The following is a 13,844-nucleotide window of genomic DNA, read 5'->3' as shown; positions in this document are numbered from 1 at the left end:
AACAGCGATCAGGCCGGATGCAAGCGCGATGATGTTCGTGACCGCTGCGGCAAGGCGGCTTGACGCTTGCCGGCGATCCGGCGACGGGAAGGACATGCGCACTCCGTCCTCCCCCGCCATCACCACCGTCGGCGTCGACGCCGACGACACCCTTTGGCACTGCGAGAGCCTGTTTCGCCTGACCCACCAGCGGTTCGTCGACCTGCTGGCCGAGCACGGCGACCAGGACCGGATCGAGGCCCAGCTGGCGGCGACCGAGAAGCGCAACCTGCGGCTCTATGGCTACGGGGCCAAGGGCTTCACCCTGTCGATGATCGAGACGGCCATGGAGTTGACCGACGGCGAGGTCTCGACCCGGGTGATCCGCGAGATCCTGGCTGCCGGCCGCGAGATGCTGACCGAGCCGGTCGAGCCCCTGCCCGGCGTCGAGCACGCCCTGGCCCGGCTTTCGGAACGCTATCGCCTGATCCTGATCACCAAGGGCGATTTGCTGCACCAGGAGCAGAAGCTGGCCTCGTCGGGGCTGGGCGACCTGTTCGCGGCCGTCGAGATCGTCTCGGAGAAGGACGCCGACACCTATCGCCGGGTGTTCGACCGCCATGGCACGGGCGCCGATCAGGCGGTGATGGCCGGCAACTCGATGCGCTCGGACATCCTGCCTGCCCTGGAGGCCGGATCGTGGGGCGCGCTGATCCCCTATCCACTGGTCTGGGCGCACGAGGCGGCCCAGGCGCCGGCGGATCATCCGCGCTATGCCGAGTTGGGCGCGATCAGCGCGCTTCCGGACTGGGTGGACCAGATTTCGGCCAGCTGAGCCCCGCGATCCAGTCCCTGGCCGGACGCTCGAACAGGATCAGCGACAGATAGGCCAGCGGGACCAAGGCCACGACCCAGAACAGAACCCACAGGCGCATCAGGTCACCGTTCAGGTTCCACATCCCCAGCCCCACCCAGGCCAGGCCCATCTTCAGGGCGATGGGGTGCAGCATATAGAGGGTGAAGCTGAGCTGGGCCCAGGGCGCCAGGCGGCGGGTGACGGGTCCCACCGGTCCGGCGGCGTCAGCGGCGATCCCGGCCAGGCCGACGGCATAGATCACCAGCAGCAGCGCATCGCGGGGAACCTTCAGCGGCGAGGCGATCAGGAAGGCGGCCAAGAGGCCCCACATCAAAAGGTTCGGATAGGGCAGTCTGGCCAGCAGCGGCCGGATCTGGAAGCCCAGCATGCCGATCAGGAAGCCTGGCACAGCTCGCAGCACGCCGTAATCCCAGGTCCACTGATGGAAGGGCCGGTCGCCATGCGGGGTCTGTAACAGGATCACCAGACTGAGGATCGCCAGGCCACCGGTGACCCAGCGTCCCTTGGCGGTGACCCAGAACAGCAGCGGGAGGGCGATATAGACCCCCATCTCGGCGCTGATCGCCCAGCTGACGAAGTTCCAGGTCTGGGATTGGCACACACCCCAGGCGTGGATGAACAGGATGTTGGGCACGATGCAGGCGGCGTCATAGCGCCGGGGATCACGGTCCTGGATCCAGCCGGCCGCGCCGGCGGCGGCCACGGCGATGAACACCAGCATCGTGGCCCAGTGCAGCGGCCCCAGCCGCGCCACCCGCTTCTTCAGAAAGTCGCCGTACTTCGCCGGCGTGGTCAGGCGGCCGGTATAGATCGCCGCCATCACATAGCCGCTGATCACGAAGAACAGGTCGACGATCAGACTGAAGGTCTTGATCGTGTCGTCGGCAAGCTGCCAGTGACCGTCCAGATTGATGAAGCGATTGAAGTGGAACACCACGATCATCACCGCCCCGACGATGCGCAGGGCGTCCAGATGCAGCATCTGATCGGAATCGGGCTTCAGGGGCGGCAGCTTGATCATGGGCGAGACGTGCGCCGGAGCGCCGAAACGGTCAAGCTGGGGAACATACCCAATTTGATTCACCGCATGGTTTGGCTTGCGGGCAACCCACACCATGTATCGGCGATGACCCTGCAACCCGCGCCCTTCACCGACGCCGAGATCGACGCCCTGGTCGAGACCTTTTACGCCAAGGTCCAGCAGCACCACCGCCTGGGACCGATCTTCCAGAAGGCCGTGGGCGATGACGGCTGGCCCGAACATCTGGCGACGCTGAAGCGGTTCTGGGCCGGCGTGCTGCAGGGCTCGACCGCGTACAAGGGCTCGCCCATGGCCGTGCACCAGCGGGTCGAGGGCCTCACCGAGGGCCTGTTCACCCCGTGGCTGGGCCTGTTCCACCTGACCTGCGCCGAGCTGTTCGACGCGCCGCGCGCGGCCCTGGTCGGCGCCAAGGCAGAGCGCATCGCCCAGACCCTCAAGCGCGGCCTGTCGTTCCGGCCGGGGGCGGCAGCGTGAGCGGCCAAGCCCTGCGTCAGGCCCTGGTCGATCAGGGCTATGCGCGCTCGCCGGCTGATCAGACCCGCGCCCTGCTGGGGCCCGCCGCCCTGACCGACTGGGCCGGTTTCGCCGACAGCTGGAACGACCTGGGCCTGGACGGCTTCATGGCCGATGGCGGCCGCTACCGCAAACGCCGCTTCGCCGCCTTCGCCGCGACGCCTGAAAGCGTGGTCCGCAAGCCGCACCAGCCGCACTATCAGAGCCGCGACTACAACGCCCTGAACGGCGGGGTGCAGCGCTGGTTCGAGCCGGTGACCGACGCCATCGCCGACCATCCGGTTACGCGCGGCGTGATCGCGCAGGGGCTTTCGCTCTTCCATCCGATCACGCCCCAGCCGCCCATCTCCTGGCATGTGGAACTGCACCAGTTTCGCGTCGAGGCCCGGGCCGGCGAGGTGGGCCAGCCCACGCCCGAGGGCGCGCACCGCGACGGCGTGGACTGGGTGATCGTCATGCTGGTCGACCGGGTGAATGTGCGCAGCGGCGTGACCAGCATCTATGCTCCTGGCGGCAAATCCCTCGGCAGTTTCACCCTGACAGCCCCAGCCGACATGGTGCTGCTGGACGACCTTCGGGTGCTGCACGGCGTCACTGCGATCCGCCCCGAAGACCCGGACCGCCCGGCCCTGCGCGACGTGCTGGTGGTGACATTCCGGCAGGAGATCTAGCCATGAGGGCGCCTGGTTCCCTGTTCTTCTGGCTGCTAGGGGCCGCAGCCTGCCGGGATCTCAGCGACTTCAGCACCGGATAGAAACGGGCTTCTCAGGCCAGATTGCTTCCCAAATCTCGTGAATTCGGATCGAATAGCGCTCCATACGCGTGATACGGAGCGTTCTGGCTCACCTGTTGACGAACATGTCAGGGGCGAGCCGGAAACTGCAGGAGCGAGGGCCGAAATGAAGTCGACCGGATTAGCCTTCGCCATTGTCATGGGTATTGTGATCCTTTTCCAGGCCGCGCTGATCCTGGGCGCGCCCTGGGGTCATCTGACCCTCGGCGGCCAGTGGTCGGGCGCTCTTCCGCTAGAGATCCGCCTGATCCCCGCCGTCTCGATCATCCTGCTGCTGGCCATGGTCCGGATCGTCCTGGGCGCCAGCGGCCTGCAGTCCCAATGGGGTCCCCGATGGCTCATCTGGCCGGTCTGCGCCTATATGGCGGTCGGGATCGCCGTGCATATCGTCACCCCCTCGGCGGCCGAGCGGATGTTGTGGCTGCCGGTCCTGACCATCCTATTCGGCCTTTCCCTGTGGATCGGTATCAAGCGTCCGCCGGTCCGCCTCGCGCCCTGAGTTCGGCGGCCAGCAGGTCGAAGACGATCCGGAAGCGGCGGCTCTTGTTGAGCTCGCGATGCGCCACCAGCCAGATGGGGAACATCAGCGGTTCCAGGTCAGGCAGGGCCCGGACCACCCTGGGCTCGGCGTCGCCGATCGAGCCGTCGAGAATGCCGATGCCCACGCCCTGCTTCACCAGTTCCCACATGACCAGATAGCTCTCGGTCAGGACCGGGAAGTTGCGCTCGGTCAGGGGCAGGCCCATGGCGACCAGGCCCTTCAGGAACAGTCCCGAGCCGTCGATGCTGATGAAGTCGGCGTCGCGCAGGTCATAGGGCAGACGCGGTGTGCCCAGGCGCTCGAGATAGGCCGGAGTGGCATAGAGACGGGCCGGTACATCGCGGATCTTGGTGGCCACCAGGTCCGGCTCGACGGGGCGGAAATTGCGGATGGCGATGTCGGCCTCGCGCCGCCGCAGGTCGCTGGCGCGGCTGGAGACCACGATCTCGACCTCGATGCCGGGATGGCTCTGCCGCAGCTTCGCCAAGAAGCCCGGCAGGATGAAGGCCGCATGGACCTCGCTGGCCGCCAGCACGACCTTGCCCTGGACCGACTGGGACTGGCCCGCCGCCGTCAGCGACACCCGGCCGGCCGCCTCGCCCATGGCCCGGACATGATCCAGCAATTCAAGGCCACTCGGGGTCAGGGTCAGGCCGCGTCCGACCCGCTCGAACAGGACGACGCCGAGCTCCTCCTGCAGGGCCTCGACCTGTCGCCCCAGGGTCGGCTGGGCCATGCCCAGAGCCCGCGCTGCTGCGGACAGCGAGCCTTCCTCGGCGGTGATCAGAAAGGCCCGCGCCCGATTCCAGTCGAATTTTACAGCCCGCCAATCCATGCGAAAATGCATAGCAATTCCGCCAAAAAGCGCAATATCCATGCAAAATCAGACGACCTAAAACCTGCCGGCAACACCGACCGACAGGACCTGCCCGCATGAAAGCCGCCCTCTGCCGCACCTATGGACCGCCCAGCGTGGTCAGCCTCGGAGAGGCGCCGGTGCCGACACCCCGCGACCACGAGGTTCTGGTCCGCATCCGGGCGACGACGGTCAGCTCGGCCGACTGGCGAGCCCGCAGCCTGACCATGCCGCCGGGGTTCGGGGCCCTGGCGCGTCCGGCCTTCGGCCTGATCGCGCCGCGCAACCCCATCCTGGGCACGGAGCTGGCCGGCGAGGTGGTGGCCACGGGTAAGGCCGTGACGCGGTTCAAGGCCGGCGATCCGGTCTTTGCCTTCACCGGAGCCCGCTTCGGCTGCCACGCCGAGTTCCGGGTGCTGCGTGAGCACGACCTGATCAGCCACAAGCCCGCCAACCTCAGCTTCGAGACCGCCGCCGCCCTCTGCTTCGGCGGCACCACCGCCCTGGCCTTCCTGCGCGGCAAGGGGGCGCTGAGGCGGGGCGAGCGGGTTCTGGTCGTCGGCGCGTCAGGCTGCGTGGGCTCAGCTGCCGTTCAGTTGGCCCGCTATTTCGGAGCCCAGGTCACGGCCGTCTGCAGCGCCGCCAATGAGGGTCTGGTCCGCAGCCTCGGGGCCCAGGCCGTCATCGACTACCGGACCCGGGATTTCGCCGCCTCGGACCGCACCTATGACCTCATTCTCGACACCACCGGCACCGCGCCCTTCGCCCGCTGCGGCCATCTGCTGCGCCCCGGCGGCCGGCTGCTGGTCGTTCAGGGCAGCCTGGGCCAGGCCCTTGGGCTAGGGGGTCCGTCGCGGTCCAGCGGCATCCGCCAGGTGGGCGGGGTTGCCAAGGTCACACTGCGGGACCTGGAGCTACTGGCCCAACTGGCCCAGGCCGGGGATTTCCAGCCCGTCATCGACCGGGTCTATCCGCTGGAAAATGCCGCCGAGGCCCATGCCTGTGTCGAACAGGGCCACAAGCGCGGCAGCGTGGTCCTCACCGTCGGCCAGGGGTGAACGGTCGGCGTCCGCCGACGATCGCTTGATGCGCCGCATCCGGCCATGGCCTATGCTAGACGACACCCGCCATGCGCTTCGACGACCGCTTTCTTGAAGAACTGAAGTCCCGCCTTCGCCCTTCCGACGTGATCGGGAAATCGGTGAAGCTGCGGCGGCAGGGGCGCGAATATGCCGGGCTGTCGCCGTTCACCAAGGAAAAGAGCCCGTCGTTCTTCGTCAATGACGACAAAGGCTTTTATCACTGCTTCTCCAGCGGCAAGCACGGCGACATCATCAGTTTCCTGCAGGAAACCGAGCGCCTGACCTTTACCGAGGCGATCGAGCGCCTGGCCTCGGAAGCTGGCATGACCCTGCCCGAGCCCGACATCCGCGCCGCCCAGGAAGACAAGAAACGCCAGGGCCTGGGCGACTGGATGGAGCTGGCCGCCGCCTGGTTCGAGGCCGAGCTGCGCCGCCCGGTGGGCCAGGCCGCGCGGGCCTATCTGGAGCGTCGCGGCCTGCCCGAGAGCGAGTGGAGCCGCTTCCACATCGGCTTTGCGCCCAACAACCGTACGGGCCTGAAGGACTATCTGATCGCCAAGGGCGCCCAGCCGGGCGATCTGGTCGAGGCCGGGGTGCTGATCGCGCCGGAAGACGGCGGCGCGCCCTATGACCGCTTCCGCGACCGGATCATCTTTCCGATCACCGACACGCGCGGCAAGGTCGTCTCGTTCGGCGGCCGGGCCATGGATCCGGCGGCGCGGGCCAAATATCTGAACGGCCCCGAGACCAGCCTCTTCCACAAGGGCCGGCTGCTGTATGGCCTGTACGAGGCCCGCAAGATCCTGCACGCCGCCCAGGCCGCCGCCCCCACCGAGACAAATCCGTTGGTGGTGGTGGAAGGCTATATGGACGTCATCGCCTGCCACCGCGCAGGCGTTGCGGCCGTGGCGGCCATGGGCACGGCCATGACCGAGGAACAGATGGAGGTGCTGTGGCGCCTGCATCCCGAACCCACCCTGTGTTTCGACGGCGACAAGGCCGGCCAGCGCGCCGCCAGCCGGGCCATGGACCGCGCCCTGCCCCTGCTGAAGCCCGGCCGCTCGTTCCGCTTCTCGCTGGTGACCGGCGGCAAGGATCCCGACGATGTTCTGCGCGAGCAGGGTCCCGCGGCGCTGAAGGCCCAGGTCTCCAACACCACGCCGTTCGTCGAGCAGTTGTTTGTCCGCGAGCGGGATCTTGAGCCGCTGGACACGCCCGAGCGCAAGGCCGGCCTGAAACAGCGGCTGCGCGCCGCCGCCGCGAGCATCGCCGACAAGGACCTGGCCCAGGCCTATCGCGACGACCTGCTGGGCAGGCTGGACGCCCTATTTCCGCGCACGGCCTTCACGCCCAATGACGGCGGCGGCTACGGGGGTGGGCGGCCGTTCACCCCGCGCAGCCAGTGGATGAACGGCAAGCGTGAACCGCCCGATCCCGGCATTCGCGGACTGGCCCGCGCCCAGATCACCGAGCGGCTCAATCCCTTCCACGCCGCCATCGCCCTGGCCGCCATCGACCATCCCGGCTGGGCGCGGCCCTATGACGAGGCGGTCGAGCGGGTGGGCTTTGGCGATCTACGCCTGCGGCCCCTGGCACTGGAGCTGTTCGAGGCCCTGGTCGACGACATGGGTGACGACGCTCCGTTCCGCGAGATCCTGGACCGCAAGGGCTATGCGGCCCAGATCGTCGAGCTGGAGCGTGTGGCGCAGGCCCTGGCCGGCGCGCCCTTCCTGGACCCGAACATGGAGCCGCACCGCGCCCGGGCCCTGTGGTCGGCCTGCTACGAAGCGGTGATCGAGGTCGCCAATGCCGAACAGGCCCTGGAATCCCTGCGCCACGAACCTGTCACCGCCGGCAGCCTGACCGCCACCCGCGACCTGCGCACCCGCATCGGCGTGCTTCAGCGCCAGATCAGCAATCTGGAGTTCTGGCGGGGCGAGTCTTAAGTCCGCTCTCCCCGGCCTTCGCCGGGGAGAGCGGAAGTAGAGGCCGGAATCAGTCCACGCCCCTTGACACCGCCCCCTCGCCCCGCCATTTGCCGACTCAAGGATTTGCCAAGCAGCTGATTGACATCGAGCGGGCCGCCGTCGCATCGCGCGCGCCCTTACCGAAACAGGATGTCACCCTCGCCGCCGACGCTGGATCCCAAGTGGTCGCGGACCGTCAAGGTCGTACGCACAAGGCCGCGCTGACACGCCCGTGTCTCCGCCGAGAGGTTTCTCGCGGAGCGATCTTCCGTGGCGAACGTTCAGCGCTAACCCCATGCGGCGCTTTGACACCAAGATTTTTTTGGGAAACCACCGAAGGACGGCGCGGCTCCAGGCGGGCGGGACCTTTTCGGATCTAGAATTTTTTCGGCGCGCGTCTCGCGGGGGATGTCGCGCCGACTTCGGAGACCTTGATGAGCAACAATTCCTCGGCCGATACGGAAGCGCCTGAGTCCACCGGCAGCGACGGTCCGCTCCTCGACCTGACCGACGCCGGCGTCAAGAAGTTCATCAAGCAGGCGAAAGCCCGCGGCTTCGTGACGATGGAAGAGCTGAACAAGGTGCTGCCTTCGGAGGAAGTCAGCCCCGACGCCATCGAAGACACGCTGGCCATGCTCAGCGAGATGGGCGTCAATGTCGTCGAGGCCGAAGAAGACGCCGAGACCAACGAGGGCGGCGAAGTCGTCGCCCGCGAAGACAACCAGCAGGTCATCACCTCCGACAAGCCATCGGCCTATGACCGCACCGACGATCCCGTGCGGATGTATCTGCGCGAAATGGGCTCGGTGGAGCTGCTGTCGCGCGAGGGCGAAATCGCCATCGCCAAGCGGATCGAAGCCGGTCGCGACACCATGATCCGGGGTCTGTGCGAAAGCGCCCTGACCTTCGAAGCCATCATGGTCTGGCGCGAGGAACTGGGCACGGGCCGCATCCTGTTGCGCGAAGTGATCGACCTTGAAGGCACCTACGCCGCCATCAACGGCGTCGCCGCCCAACCTGCGACCGACGACACCGAAGCCGAACCCGCCGAGCCCGTCGACGACGAAGCCGCGCCCAAGCCGGAAGCCGAAGGCGACGACGAGGACGATTTCGACGATGGCGCCGGCCCCACCGTCAGCGCCATGGAAGGCGAACTGCGCGAAGGCGTGATGGCCATCCTGGACGCCATCGCCAGCGAGTTCGAAACCTTCCGCAAGCTGCAGGACAAGCTGGTCGGCAGCCGCCTGAAGGGCGAGGACCTCAGCAACAACGACCGCAAGGCCTATGAGGCCCTGTCGCAGACCATCATCCTGCACCTGAAGACGCTGAAGCTGAACAACAACCGCATCGAGGCCCTGGTCGAGCAGCTGTATGCGATCAACAAGCGCCTGATCGGTCTGGAGGGCCGCCTTCTGCGTCTGGCCGACAGCTACGGCATCAGCCGCAGCGAGTTCCTGAAGGCCTATTTCGGCTCCGAGCTGAACCCGACCTGGAGCGATCAGGTCAAGACCATGGGCGTGCGCTGGACCAAGTTCGTCGAGAACGACCAGACCTCGGTCGTGGATATTCGCAGCGAGATCGCGGCTCTCGCCACCGAAACCGGCGTGCCGATCGACGACTATCGCCGCATCGTCCAGACCGTCCAGAAGGGCGAGCGCGAAGCCCGTCAGGCCAAGAAGGAAATGGTCGAGGCCAATCTGCGCCTCGTGATCTCCATCGCCAAGAAGTACACCAACCGCGGCCTGCAGTTCCTGGACCTGATCCAGGAAGGCAATATCGGCCTGATGAAGGCCGTCGATAAGTTCGAGTATCGCCGCGGCTACAAGTTCTCGACCTATGCCACCTGGTGGATCCGTCAGGCGATCACCCGCTCGATCGCCGACCAGGCGCGGACCATCCGCATCCCGGTGCACATGATCGAGACGATCAACAAGATTGTCCGCACCAGCCGCCAGATGCTTCACGAGATCGGCCGGGAGCCGACCCCCGAGGAGCTGTCGGAAAAGCTGGCCATGCCGCTGGAAAAGGTCCGCAAGGTCCTGAAGATCGCCAAGGAGCCCATCTCGCTCGAAACGCCGATCGGCGACGAGGAAGACAGCCACCTGGGCGACTTCATCGAAGACAAGAACGCCATCCTGCCTATCGACGCAGCCATCCAGTCCAACCTGCGGGAAACCACCACCCGCGTGTTGGCCTCGCTGACCCCGCGCGAAGAACGCGTGCTGCGGATGCGTTTTGGCATCGGCATGAACACCGACCACACCCTGGAAGAAGTCGGCCAGCAGTTCTCGGTCACCCGCGAACGCATCCGTCAGATCGAGGCCAAGGCGCTGCGCAAGCTCAAGCACCCGTCGCGGTCGCGTAAGCTGCGAAGCTTCCTGGACAGCTAAGGCTGGTTTCAGGAACCAGAAACAAGGGCGCCCCGGTCGAAAGGCCGGGGCGTTTTCTTGTTTTGCGCCCTCAGGCCATGGGCATGTTAGCCGGATAGGTCGGCGGTGGCGGAGGTCGCGGCCTTGGGCCCGGCTGCCCCGCCATCAGGCGGGCGTTGTCGGGGATTTCCTGCGGGGCGCGGCAGTAGCGCTCGTAGGCGGTGTCGCCCAGCTCGCGGATATGCTTCGGCCCGCTGCGATTGCTGTAGCCGCCGAGATTGCCCAGCAGGTTCTTCTTGCGGCGTTCCGGCCAGTCGACCAGCGGGTTGACGCTGGTCCGGGCGTCTTCCAGCTGGCCACCCGTCCAGTTGAACTCCAGGCCCGCCCAGGCTGCGCCCTCGGCGATCCAGCGCAGGGTGTGGCTGGAGAGGCCCAGCACGGGATTGCCGCCCCCGACCGCGCCGTGGTCGCCGGGGAACCAGCGCTGCTGGTAGGGCCGGAAGCGATACGGAACATAGGCAGGGCCGGGCGTCAGAGGCTGGTCAGGTTCGAGGTTCTGCGCCACATCGCCCACCGAAAAGCCTCGCGCCGTCGCCCACTCCTGGTTCAGCACGTCGATATTGGAGACCGGGGTCGACGAGAAGACCTTGCGATTCTCGTCGATCGACACCGCGTGCCTCAGGCTGGAAATCAGCGACGAGGCCTCAGTGTCGTGAAAGCGGTATTTCGAATTGGCCGCATCGGCAAACAGCCCCAGGCGCTCGGGCAGCCCCATGGACGCCACGGTGTCCCACAGGCCCACATACATCAGTCGATAGGTGTGCAGCGTCCGGTCAGCGCCATTTGGCCCCGCGCTCCTGGCGGTGATCTGCAGTTTTCGGGTCTGGGCTGTGTCGCGGTGCTGGAACAGCTCTTCCAGGGTAGAGGTCGCCACGGGCGAGGCTGGCGGCGCCTTGGCCGCCGCCAGCGCCTGCAGCGCGGCGGGGTCCAGATATTGGGCATAGTCTTCCTCGCCGGAGACCACGTCGTGACCGTAACGGGCGCGGAACTGCACCGTAGCCGGGCTGCGGCGGCTCTGGGTGCTGTCGGCGTAGAGTTCGAAGGCTTGTGGGCAGACATCGAAACATTCGCGCTTGAGAATGCCGATTTTGCGGATCAGGCCGCACGTGCTTCGGGCGGTAAACGCGCCGCGGCTGAAGCCGAAGATATAGATATCATCACCTGGTTCGTAGTTCAGAACCAGGAAGCGATAGGCAGCCTCCACCTTGCGATCCAGGCCCTTGCCAAGCGCGCCGCCGAGCGTCTTGGTGGCGAAATCTGCGATTTTACCGACGCCGGCCGAGACACCGACGCCTTCATCGTAGAACACAACCTGTCGAACGCCCGCGCCACTTTCAGGTAGCACCGCCTGCGCCAGGCGCGAGACATTGGTGCGGTTCTTCATTCTCAGATCGTTCCAGGTGCCGTCCAGGAACAGAGCCAGCTTCTTGGCCATCGCCATCTCCCCCGAGCCAATGCCATCCACGGTAGCATAACATTGTTATGCCCGCGATGGAGCCGCCGGGAGTTTGAGAGACGGTAGCGCTCGGAAGGCGACAGACGGGAGAGCGGCGAGCCCGCTCCCCGGGCAAACTTGGGGGAAAACCCGGGGAGCGTTATCCGGACACGGCCGCAGGGGGGAATGCGGCGCGCCGGAGAAACGACGCGCTAGACCTTCAGGTCCAGCAAGGCGCCGGTCATGGCGTCGGCGGTCTTTAGCACCGCGACGTTGGCCTTGAAGTCAGCCCTGGCAGAGATCTGCTCGGTGGCTTCCCTGGTCAGATCCGTGTCGCTTTCACGCGCGTTCCATGTCGCCGTGCGCTCTGCGCTGGCGGTCAGGCGATTGGCGGCGGCGGTCATGCCGGCGGCAGCGATGGCGATGACCTGCATGGGCGCGGCTTTCCTTTGCGATGGGGTGACTTTCCCACCTCGCGGTTAAGCCCTCGCGCAAAAGAAGGGTGAAGATCGCATCAGCCATGCCGAGCCGCGAGAGTCCCGGACGACCAAACATTACAAAACGTTCAGGTTACCCAATCTCGACAAGCTGCTCCGGGCTGGCCAAGGTTCGCGCCTTTCGCGGGACCAGCCCCGCCCTGGAGCCTGCTTGATGTCATTTTCGCGCCGCGCCGCTCTTCTCAGCGCCGCCCTGCTCATGGTCGCCCAACCCGTCCTCGCCGCTCCGAAGGCCAAGACACCCGCATCCAGCTTCACGCCGTCGCCCGACGCGATCCGCGCTCACATGACCTTCCTGGCTGATGACGCGATGGAGGGCCGCGAGGCCGGCACCCGCGGCTATGACATCGCCGCCAACTACGTCGCCGCTCAATACGCCCTGCTGGGCGTCAAGCCCGGGGCCGCAAACGGCTCGTACCTGCAGCGTGTGCCGCTGCTGGCCTTCAAGAACGCCAGCGAGGGGTCCGTCACCCTGACCGGCGCCGACGGGAAGGAACAGGCCCTGAAGTTCGGGGAAGACTACCTCCCCAGCGCCCAAGCCCAGACGACCGAGGTCAATGTCTCCGCCCCGCTGGTCTTTGTCGGCTTTGGCCTGGTGGCCCCCGAAAAGGGCCGCGACGACTATGCCGGCCTGGACGTCAAGGGCAAGATCGTCGTCCTGCTGAGCGGCGCCCCGTCCAGCCTGCAGACCGAAGAACGCGCCCACTACGGCAACGGCAACGTCAAGCGCGTCGAAGCCGCCAAGCGCGGCGCGGTGGGCGTCATCACCATGAGCACCACCAGCGGCGAGAAGCGTCGCCCGTTCGAGCGCGGCGTGGCCGGCTATCGCGAATGGCGCATGACCTGGCGCGACGCCAATGACGTTGGCCACGTGCGCGGCGTCTCGGCCAGCAACCTGGCCTCGATCAGCCACAAGGCCGCCGGCAAGCTGTTCGCCGGCGCCCCGACCTCGCTGGAGGCGGTGCTGGCCGCCGCTGAAACCCCCGAAGGCGCGGTCAAGGGCTTCGACCTGCCGTTCAAGGCCGCTGTGGCCCTCAAGAGCGAGATCGAGAAGCGCGAGAGCAGCAATGTCGTCGGCGTGATCGAGGGTTCGGACCCCACGCTCAAGGCCCAGACCATCATCCTCAGCGCCCATCTCGACCACACCGGCGTCAACACCCACGGCACGGGCGCCGACAAGATCAACAATGGCGCGCTCGACAATGCCTCGGGCATCGCCACCCTGCTGGAGGTCGCTCGCGGCTTCAAGAACGCCAAGACCAAGCCCAAGCGCACGATTTTGCTGGTCGCCGTTACGGCCGAGGAAAAAGGCCTGATCGGCTCGGAATACTTCGCCAACAATCCGACCGTGCCCAAGGCCGACATCGCCGCCAATGTGAACCTGGATATGCCGGTGCTGCTGTATCCGTTCACCGACGTGATCGCCTTTGGCGCCGACCGCTCGACCCTGGGCCCGGCCGTGGCCAAGGCCGCCGGCCGCGTCGGCATCGCCCTGTCGGGTGACCCTATGCCCGAAGAGGGCCTGTTCACTCGCAGCGACCACTATCGCTTCGTCGAGCAGGGCGTGCCGTCGGTGTTCCTGATGACCGGCTTCCAGAACGGCGGCGAGAAGGGCTTCAAGGACTTCCTGGCCACGCACTATCACAAGCCCAGCGATGATCTGAACCTGCCGATCGACTATATGGCGGCCGCCAAGTTCGCACTCGTCAACTACGAGATCGCCCGTGAACTGGCCGACGCCAAGGACCGTCCGGTTTGGAAGACCGGCGACTTCTTCGGCTCGCAGTTCGCGCCGACGGGCCATCCGTCTGCGGCGAGGTAACTTCCGGCAAG

At 66.5% G+C, this 13,844-nt stretch carries 12 protein-coding genes; 8 read left to right on the top strand and 4 right to left on the bottom strand.

Annotated features, from left to right (window positions below; genetic code table 11):
* Positions 1-94: 94 nt before the first annotated feature.
* Positions 95-814 (top strand): HAD family hydrolase, encoded by a 720-nt coding sequence (locus ACN2C8_RS03070; protein ID WP_419254360.1) that lies wholly within the window; start codon positions 95-97, stop codon positions 812-814.
* On the opposite strand, the gene ACN2C8_RS03065 is transcribed toward ACN2C8_RS03070, so the two are convergent.
* Positions 771-1,877, bottom strand: coding sequence for an acyltransferase family protein (locus ACN2C8_RS03065; protein WP_419254359.1), 1,107 nt, complete (start codon positions 1,875-1,877; stop codon positions 771-773). The two genes, ACN2C8_RS03070 and ACN2C8_RS03065, sit on opposite strands and share 44 nt — an antisense overlap.
* Positions 1,878-1,982: 105 nt before the next feature.
* Between ACN2C8_RS03065 and ACN2C8_RS03060 the strand changes: the two genes are divergently transcribed.
* The 3 genes from ACN2C8_RS03060 (at position 1,983) to ACN2C8_RS03050 (ending at position 3,703) form a co-directional block, all read left to right on the top strand.
* Positions 1,983-2,372: a group III truncated hemoglobin gene (locus ACN2C8_RS03060; protein WP_419254358.1), complete on the top strand. Its 390-nt coding sequence runs from the start codon at positions 1,983-1,985 to the stop codon at positions 2,370-2,372.
* On the top strand, positions 2,369-3,082 hold the full coding sequence (locus ACN2C8_RS03055; RefSeq protein ID WP_419254357.1) for a 2OG-Fe dioxygenase family protein: 714 nt from the start codon (positions 2,369-2,371) through the stop codon (positions 3,080-3,082). The genes ACN2C8_RS03060 and ACN2C8_RS03055 overlap by 4 nt, the downstream gene beginning before the upstream one ends.
* A gap of 228 nt (positions 3,083-3,310) precedes the next feature.
* Complete coding sequence (locus tag ACN2C8_RS03050; RefSeq protein ID WP_419254356.1) at positions 3,311-3,703, top strand: hypothetical protein; 393 nt, start codon at positions 3,311-3,313, stop codon at positions 3,701-3,703.
* Here the strand turns inward: ACN2C8_RS03050 and ACN2C8_RS03045 are convergent.
* Positions 3,672-4,592: a LysR family transcriptional regulator gene (locus ACN2C8_RS03045; RefSeq protein ID WP_419254355.1), complete on the bottom strand. Its 921-nt coding sequence runs from the start codon at positions 4,590-4,592 to the stop codon at positions 3,672-3,674. The two genes, ACN2C8_RS03050 and ACN2C8_RS03045, sit on opposite strands and share 32 nt — an antisense overlap.
* 86 nt (positions 4,593-4,678) lie before the next feature.
* Here ACN2C8_RS03045 and ACN2C8_RS03040 point away from each other — a divergent pair, with 86 nt between their 5' ends.
* The 3 genes from ACN2C8_RS03040 to rpoD all read left to right on the top strand — a co-directional run bounded on the left by ACN2C8_RS03040 (position 4,679) and on the right by rpoD (position 10,040).
* On the top strand, positions 4,679-5,659 hold the full coding sequence (locus tag ACN2C8_RS03040) for an NAD(P)-dependent alcohol dehydrogenase (protein WP_419254354.1): 981 nt from the start codon (positions 4,679-4,681) through the stop codon (positions 5,657-5,659).
* A 71-nt stretch (positions 5,660-5,730) separates the two neighbouring features.
* On the top strand, positions 5,731-7,629 hold the full coding sequence (dnaG, locus tag ACN2C8_RS03035; protein ID WP_419254353.1) for a DNA primase: 1,899 nt from the start codon (positions 5,731-5,733) through the stop codon (positions 7,627-7,629).
* Positions 7,630-8,084: 455 nt separating this feature from the next.
* Complete coding sequence (gene rpoD / locus ACN2C8_RS03030) at positions 8,085-10,040, top strand: RNA polymerase sigma factor RpoD (RefSeq protein ID WP_419254352.1); 1,956 nt, start codon at positions 8,085-8,087, stop codon at positions 10,038-10,040.
* A 70-nt stretch (positions 10,041-10,110) separates the two neighbouring features.
* On the opposite strand, the gene ACN2C8_RS03025 is transcribed toward rpoD, so the two are convergent.
* Both ACN2C8_RS03025 and ACN2C8_RS03020 read right to left on the bottom strand, forming a co-directional pair.
* Positions 10,111-11,514 (bottom strand): DUF2235 domain-containing protein, encoded by a 1,404-nt coding sequence (locus ACN2C8_RS03025; RefSeq protein WP_419254351.1) that lies wholly within the window; start codon positions 11,512-11,514, stop codon positions 10,111-10,113.
* Positions 11,515-11,726: 212 nt separating this feature from the next.
* Positions 11,727-11,948, bottom strand: coding sequence for a flagellar hook protein FlgE (locus ACN2C8_RS03020; RefSeq protein WP_419254350.1), 222 nt, complete (start codon positions 11,946-11,948; stop codon positions 11,727-11,729).
* Positions 11,949-12,165: 217 nt separating this feature from the next.
* Between ACN2C8_RS03020 and ACN2C8_RS03015 the strand changes: the two genes are divergently transcribed.
* On the top strand, positions 12,166-13,833 hold the full coding sequence (locus ACN2C8_RS03015) for a M20/M25/M40 family metallo-hydrolase (RefSeq protein ID WP_419254349.1): 1,668 nt from the start codon (positions 12,166-12,168) through the stop codon (positions 13,831-13,833).
* The last annotated feature ends 11 nt before the right edge of the window (positions 13,834-13,844 follow it).

Source organism: Caulobacter sp. ErkDOM-C (genome assembly GCF_048541825.1).
Lineage (GTDB): Bacteria > Pseudomonadota > Alphaproteobacteria > Caulobacterales > Caulobacteraceae > Caulobacter.
Note: the sequence above shows the minus strand (reverse complement) of the source record. Positions and strands in the feature narration are given on the sequence as shown.

What these genes read in the sequence shown, in the direction of transcription:
- ACN2C8_RS03070 (WP_419254360.1), top strand. Translation starts at nt 95, where the DNA reads ATGCGCACTCCGTCCTCCCCCGCCATCACCACCGTCGGCGTCGACGCC.
- ACN2C8_RS03065 (WP_419254359.1), bottom strand. Translation starts at nt 1,877, where the DNA reads ATGATCAAGCTGCCGCCCCTGAAGCCCGATTCCGATCAGATGCTGCAT.
- ACN2C8_RS03060 (WP_419254358.1), top strand. Translation starts at nt 1,983, where the DNA reads ATGACCCTGCAACCCGCGCCCTTCACCGACGCCGAGATCGACGCCCTG.
- ACN2C8_RS03050 (WP_419254356.1), top strand. Translation starts at nt 3,311, where the DNA reads ATGAAGTCGACCGGATTAGCCTTCGCCATTGTCATGGGTATTGTGATC.
- ACN2C8_RS03045 (WP_419254355.1), bottom strand. Translation starts at nt 4,592, where the DNA reads ATGCATTTTCGCATGGATTGGCGGGCTGTAAAATTCGACTGGAATCGG.
- ACN2C8_RS03040 (WP_419254354.1), top strand. Translation starts at nt 4,679, where the DNA reads ATGAAAGCCGCCCTCTGCCGCACCTATGGACCGCCCAGCGTGGTCAGC.
- dnaG (WP_419254353.1), top strand. Translation starts at nt 5,731, where the DNA reads ATGCGCTTCGACGACCGCTTTCTTGAAGAACTGAAGTCCCGCCTTCGC.
- rpoD (WP_419254352.1), top strand. Translation starts at nt 8,085, where the DNA reads ATGAGCAACAATTCCTCGGCCGATACGGAAGCGCCTGAGTCCACCGGC.
- ACN2C8_RS03025 (WP_419254351.1), bottom strand. Translation starts at nt 11,514, where the DNA reads ATGGCCAAGAAGCTGGCTCTGTTCCTGGACGGCACCTGGAACGATCTG.
- ACN2C8_RS03020 (WP_419254350.1), bottom strand. Translation starts at nt 11,948, where the DNA reads ATGCAGGTCATCGCCATCGCTGCCGCCGGCATGACCGCCGCCGCCAAT.
- ACN2C8_RS03015 (WP_419254349.1), top strand. Translation starts at nt 12,166, where the DNA reads ATGTCATTTTCGCGCCGCGCCGCTCTTCTCAGCGCCGCCCTGCTCATG.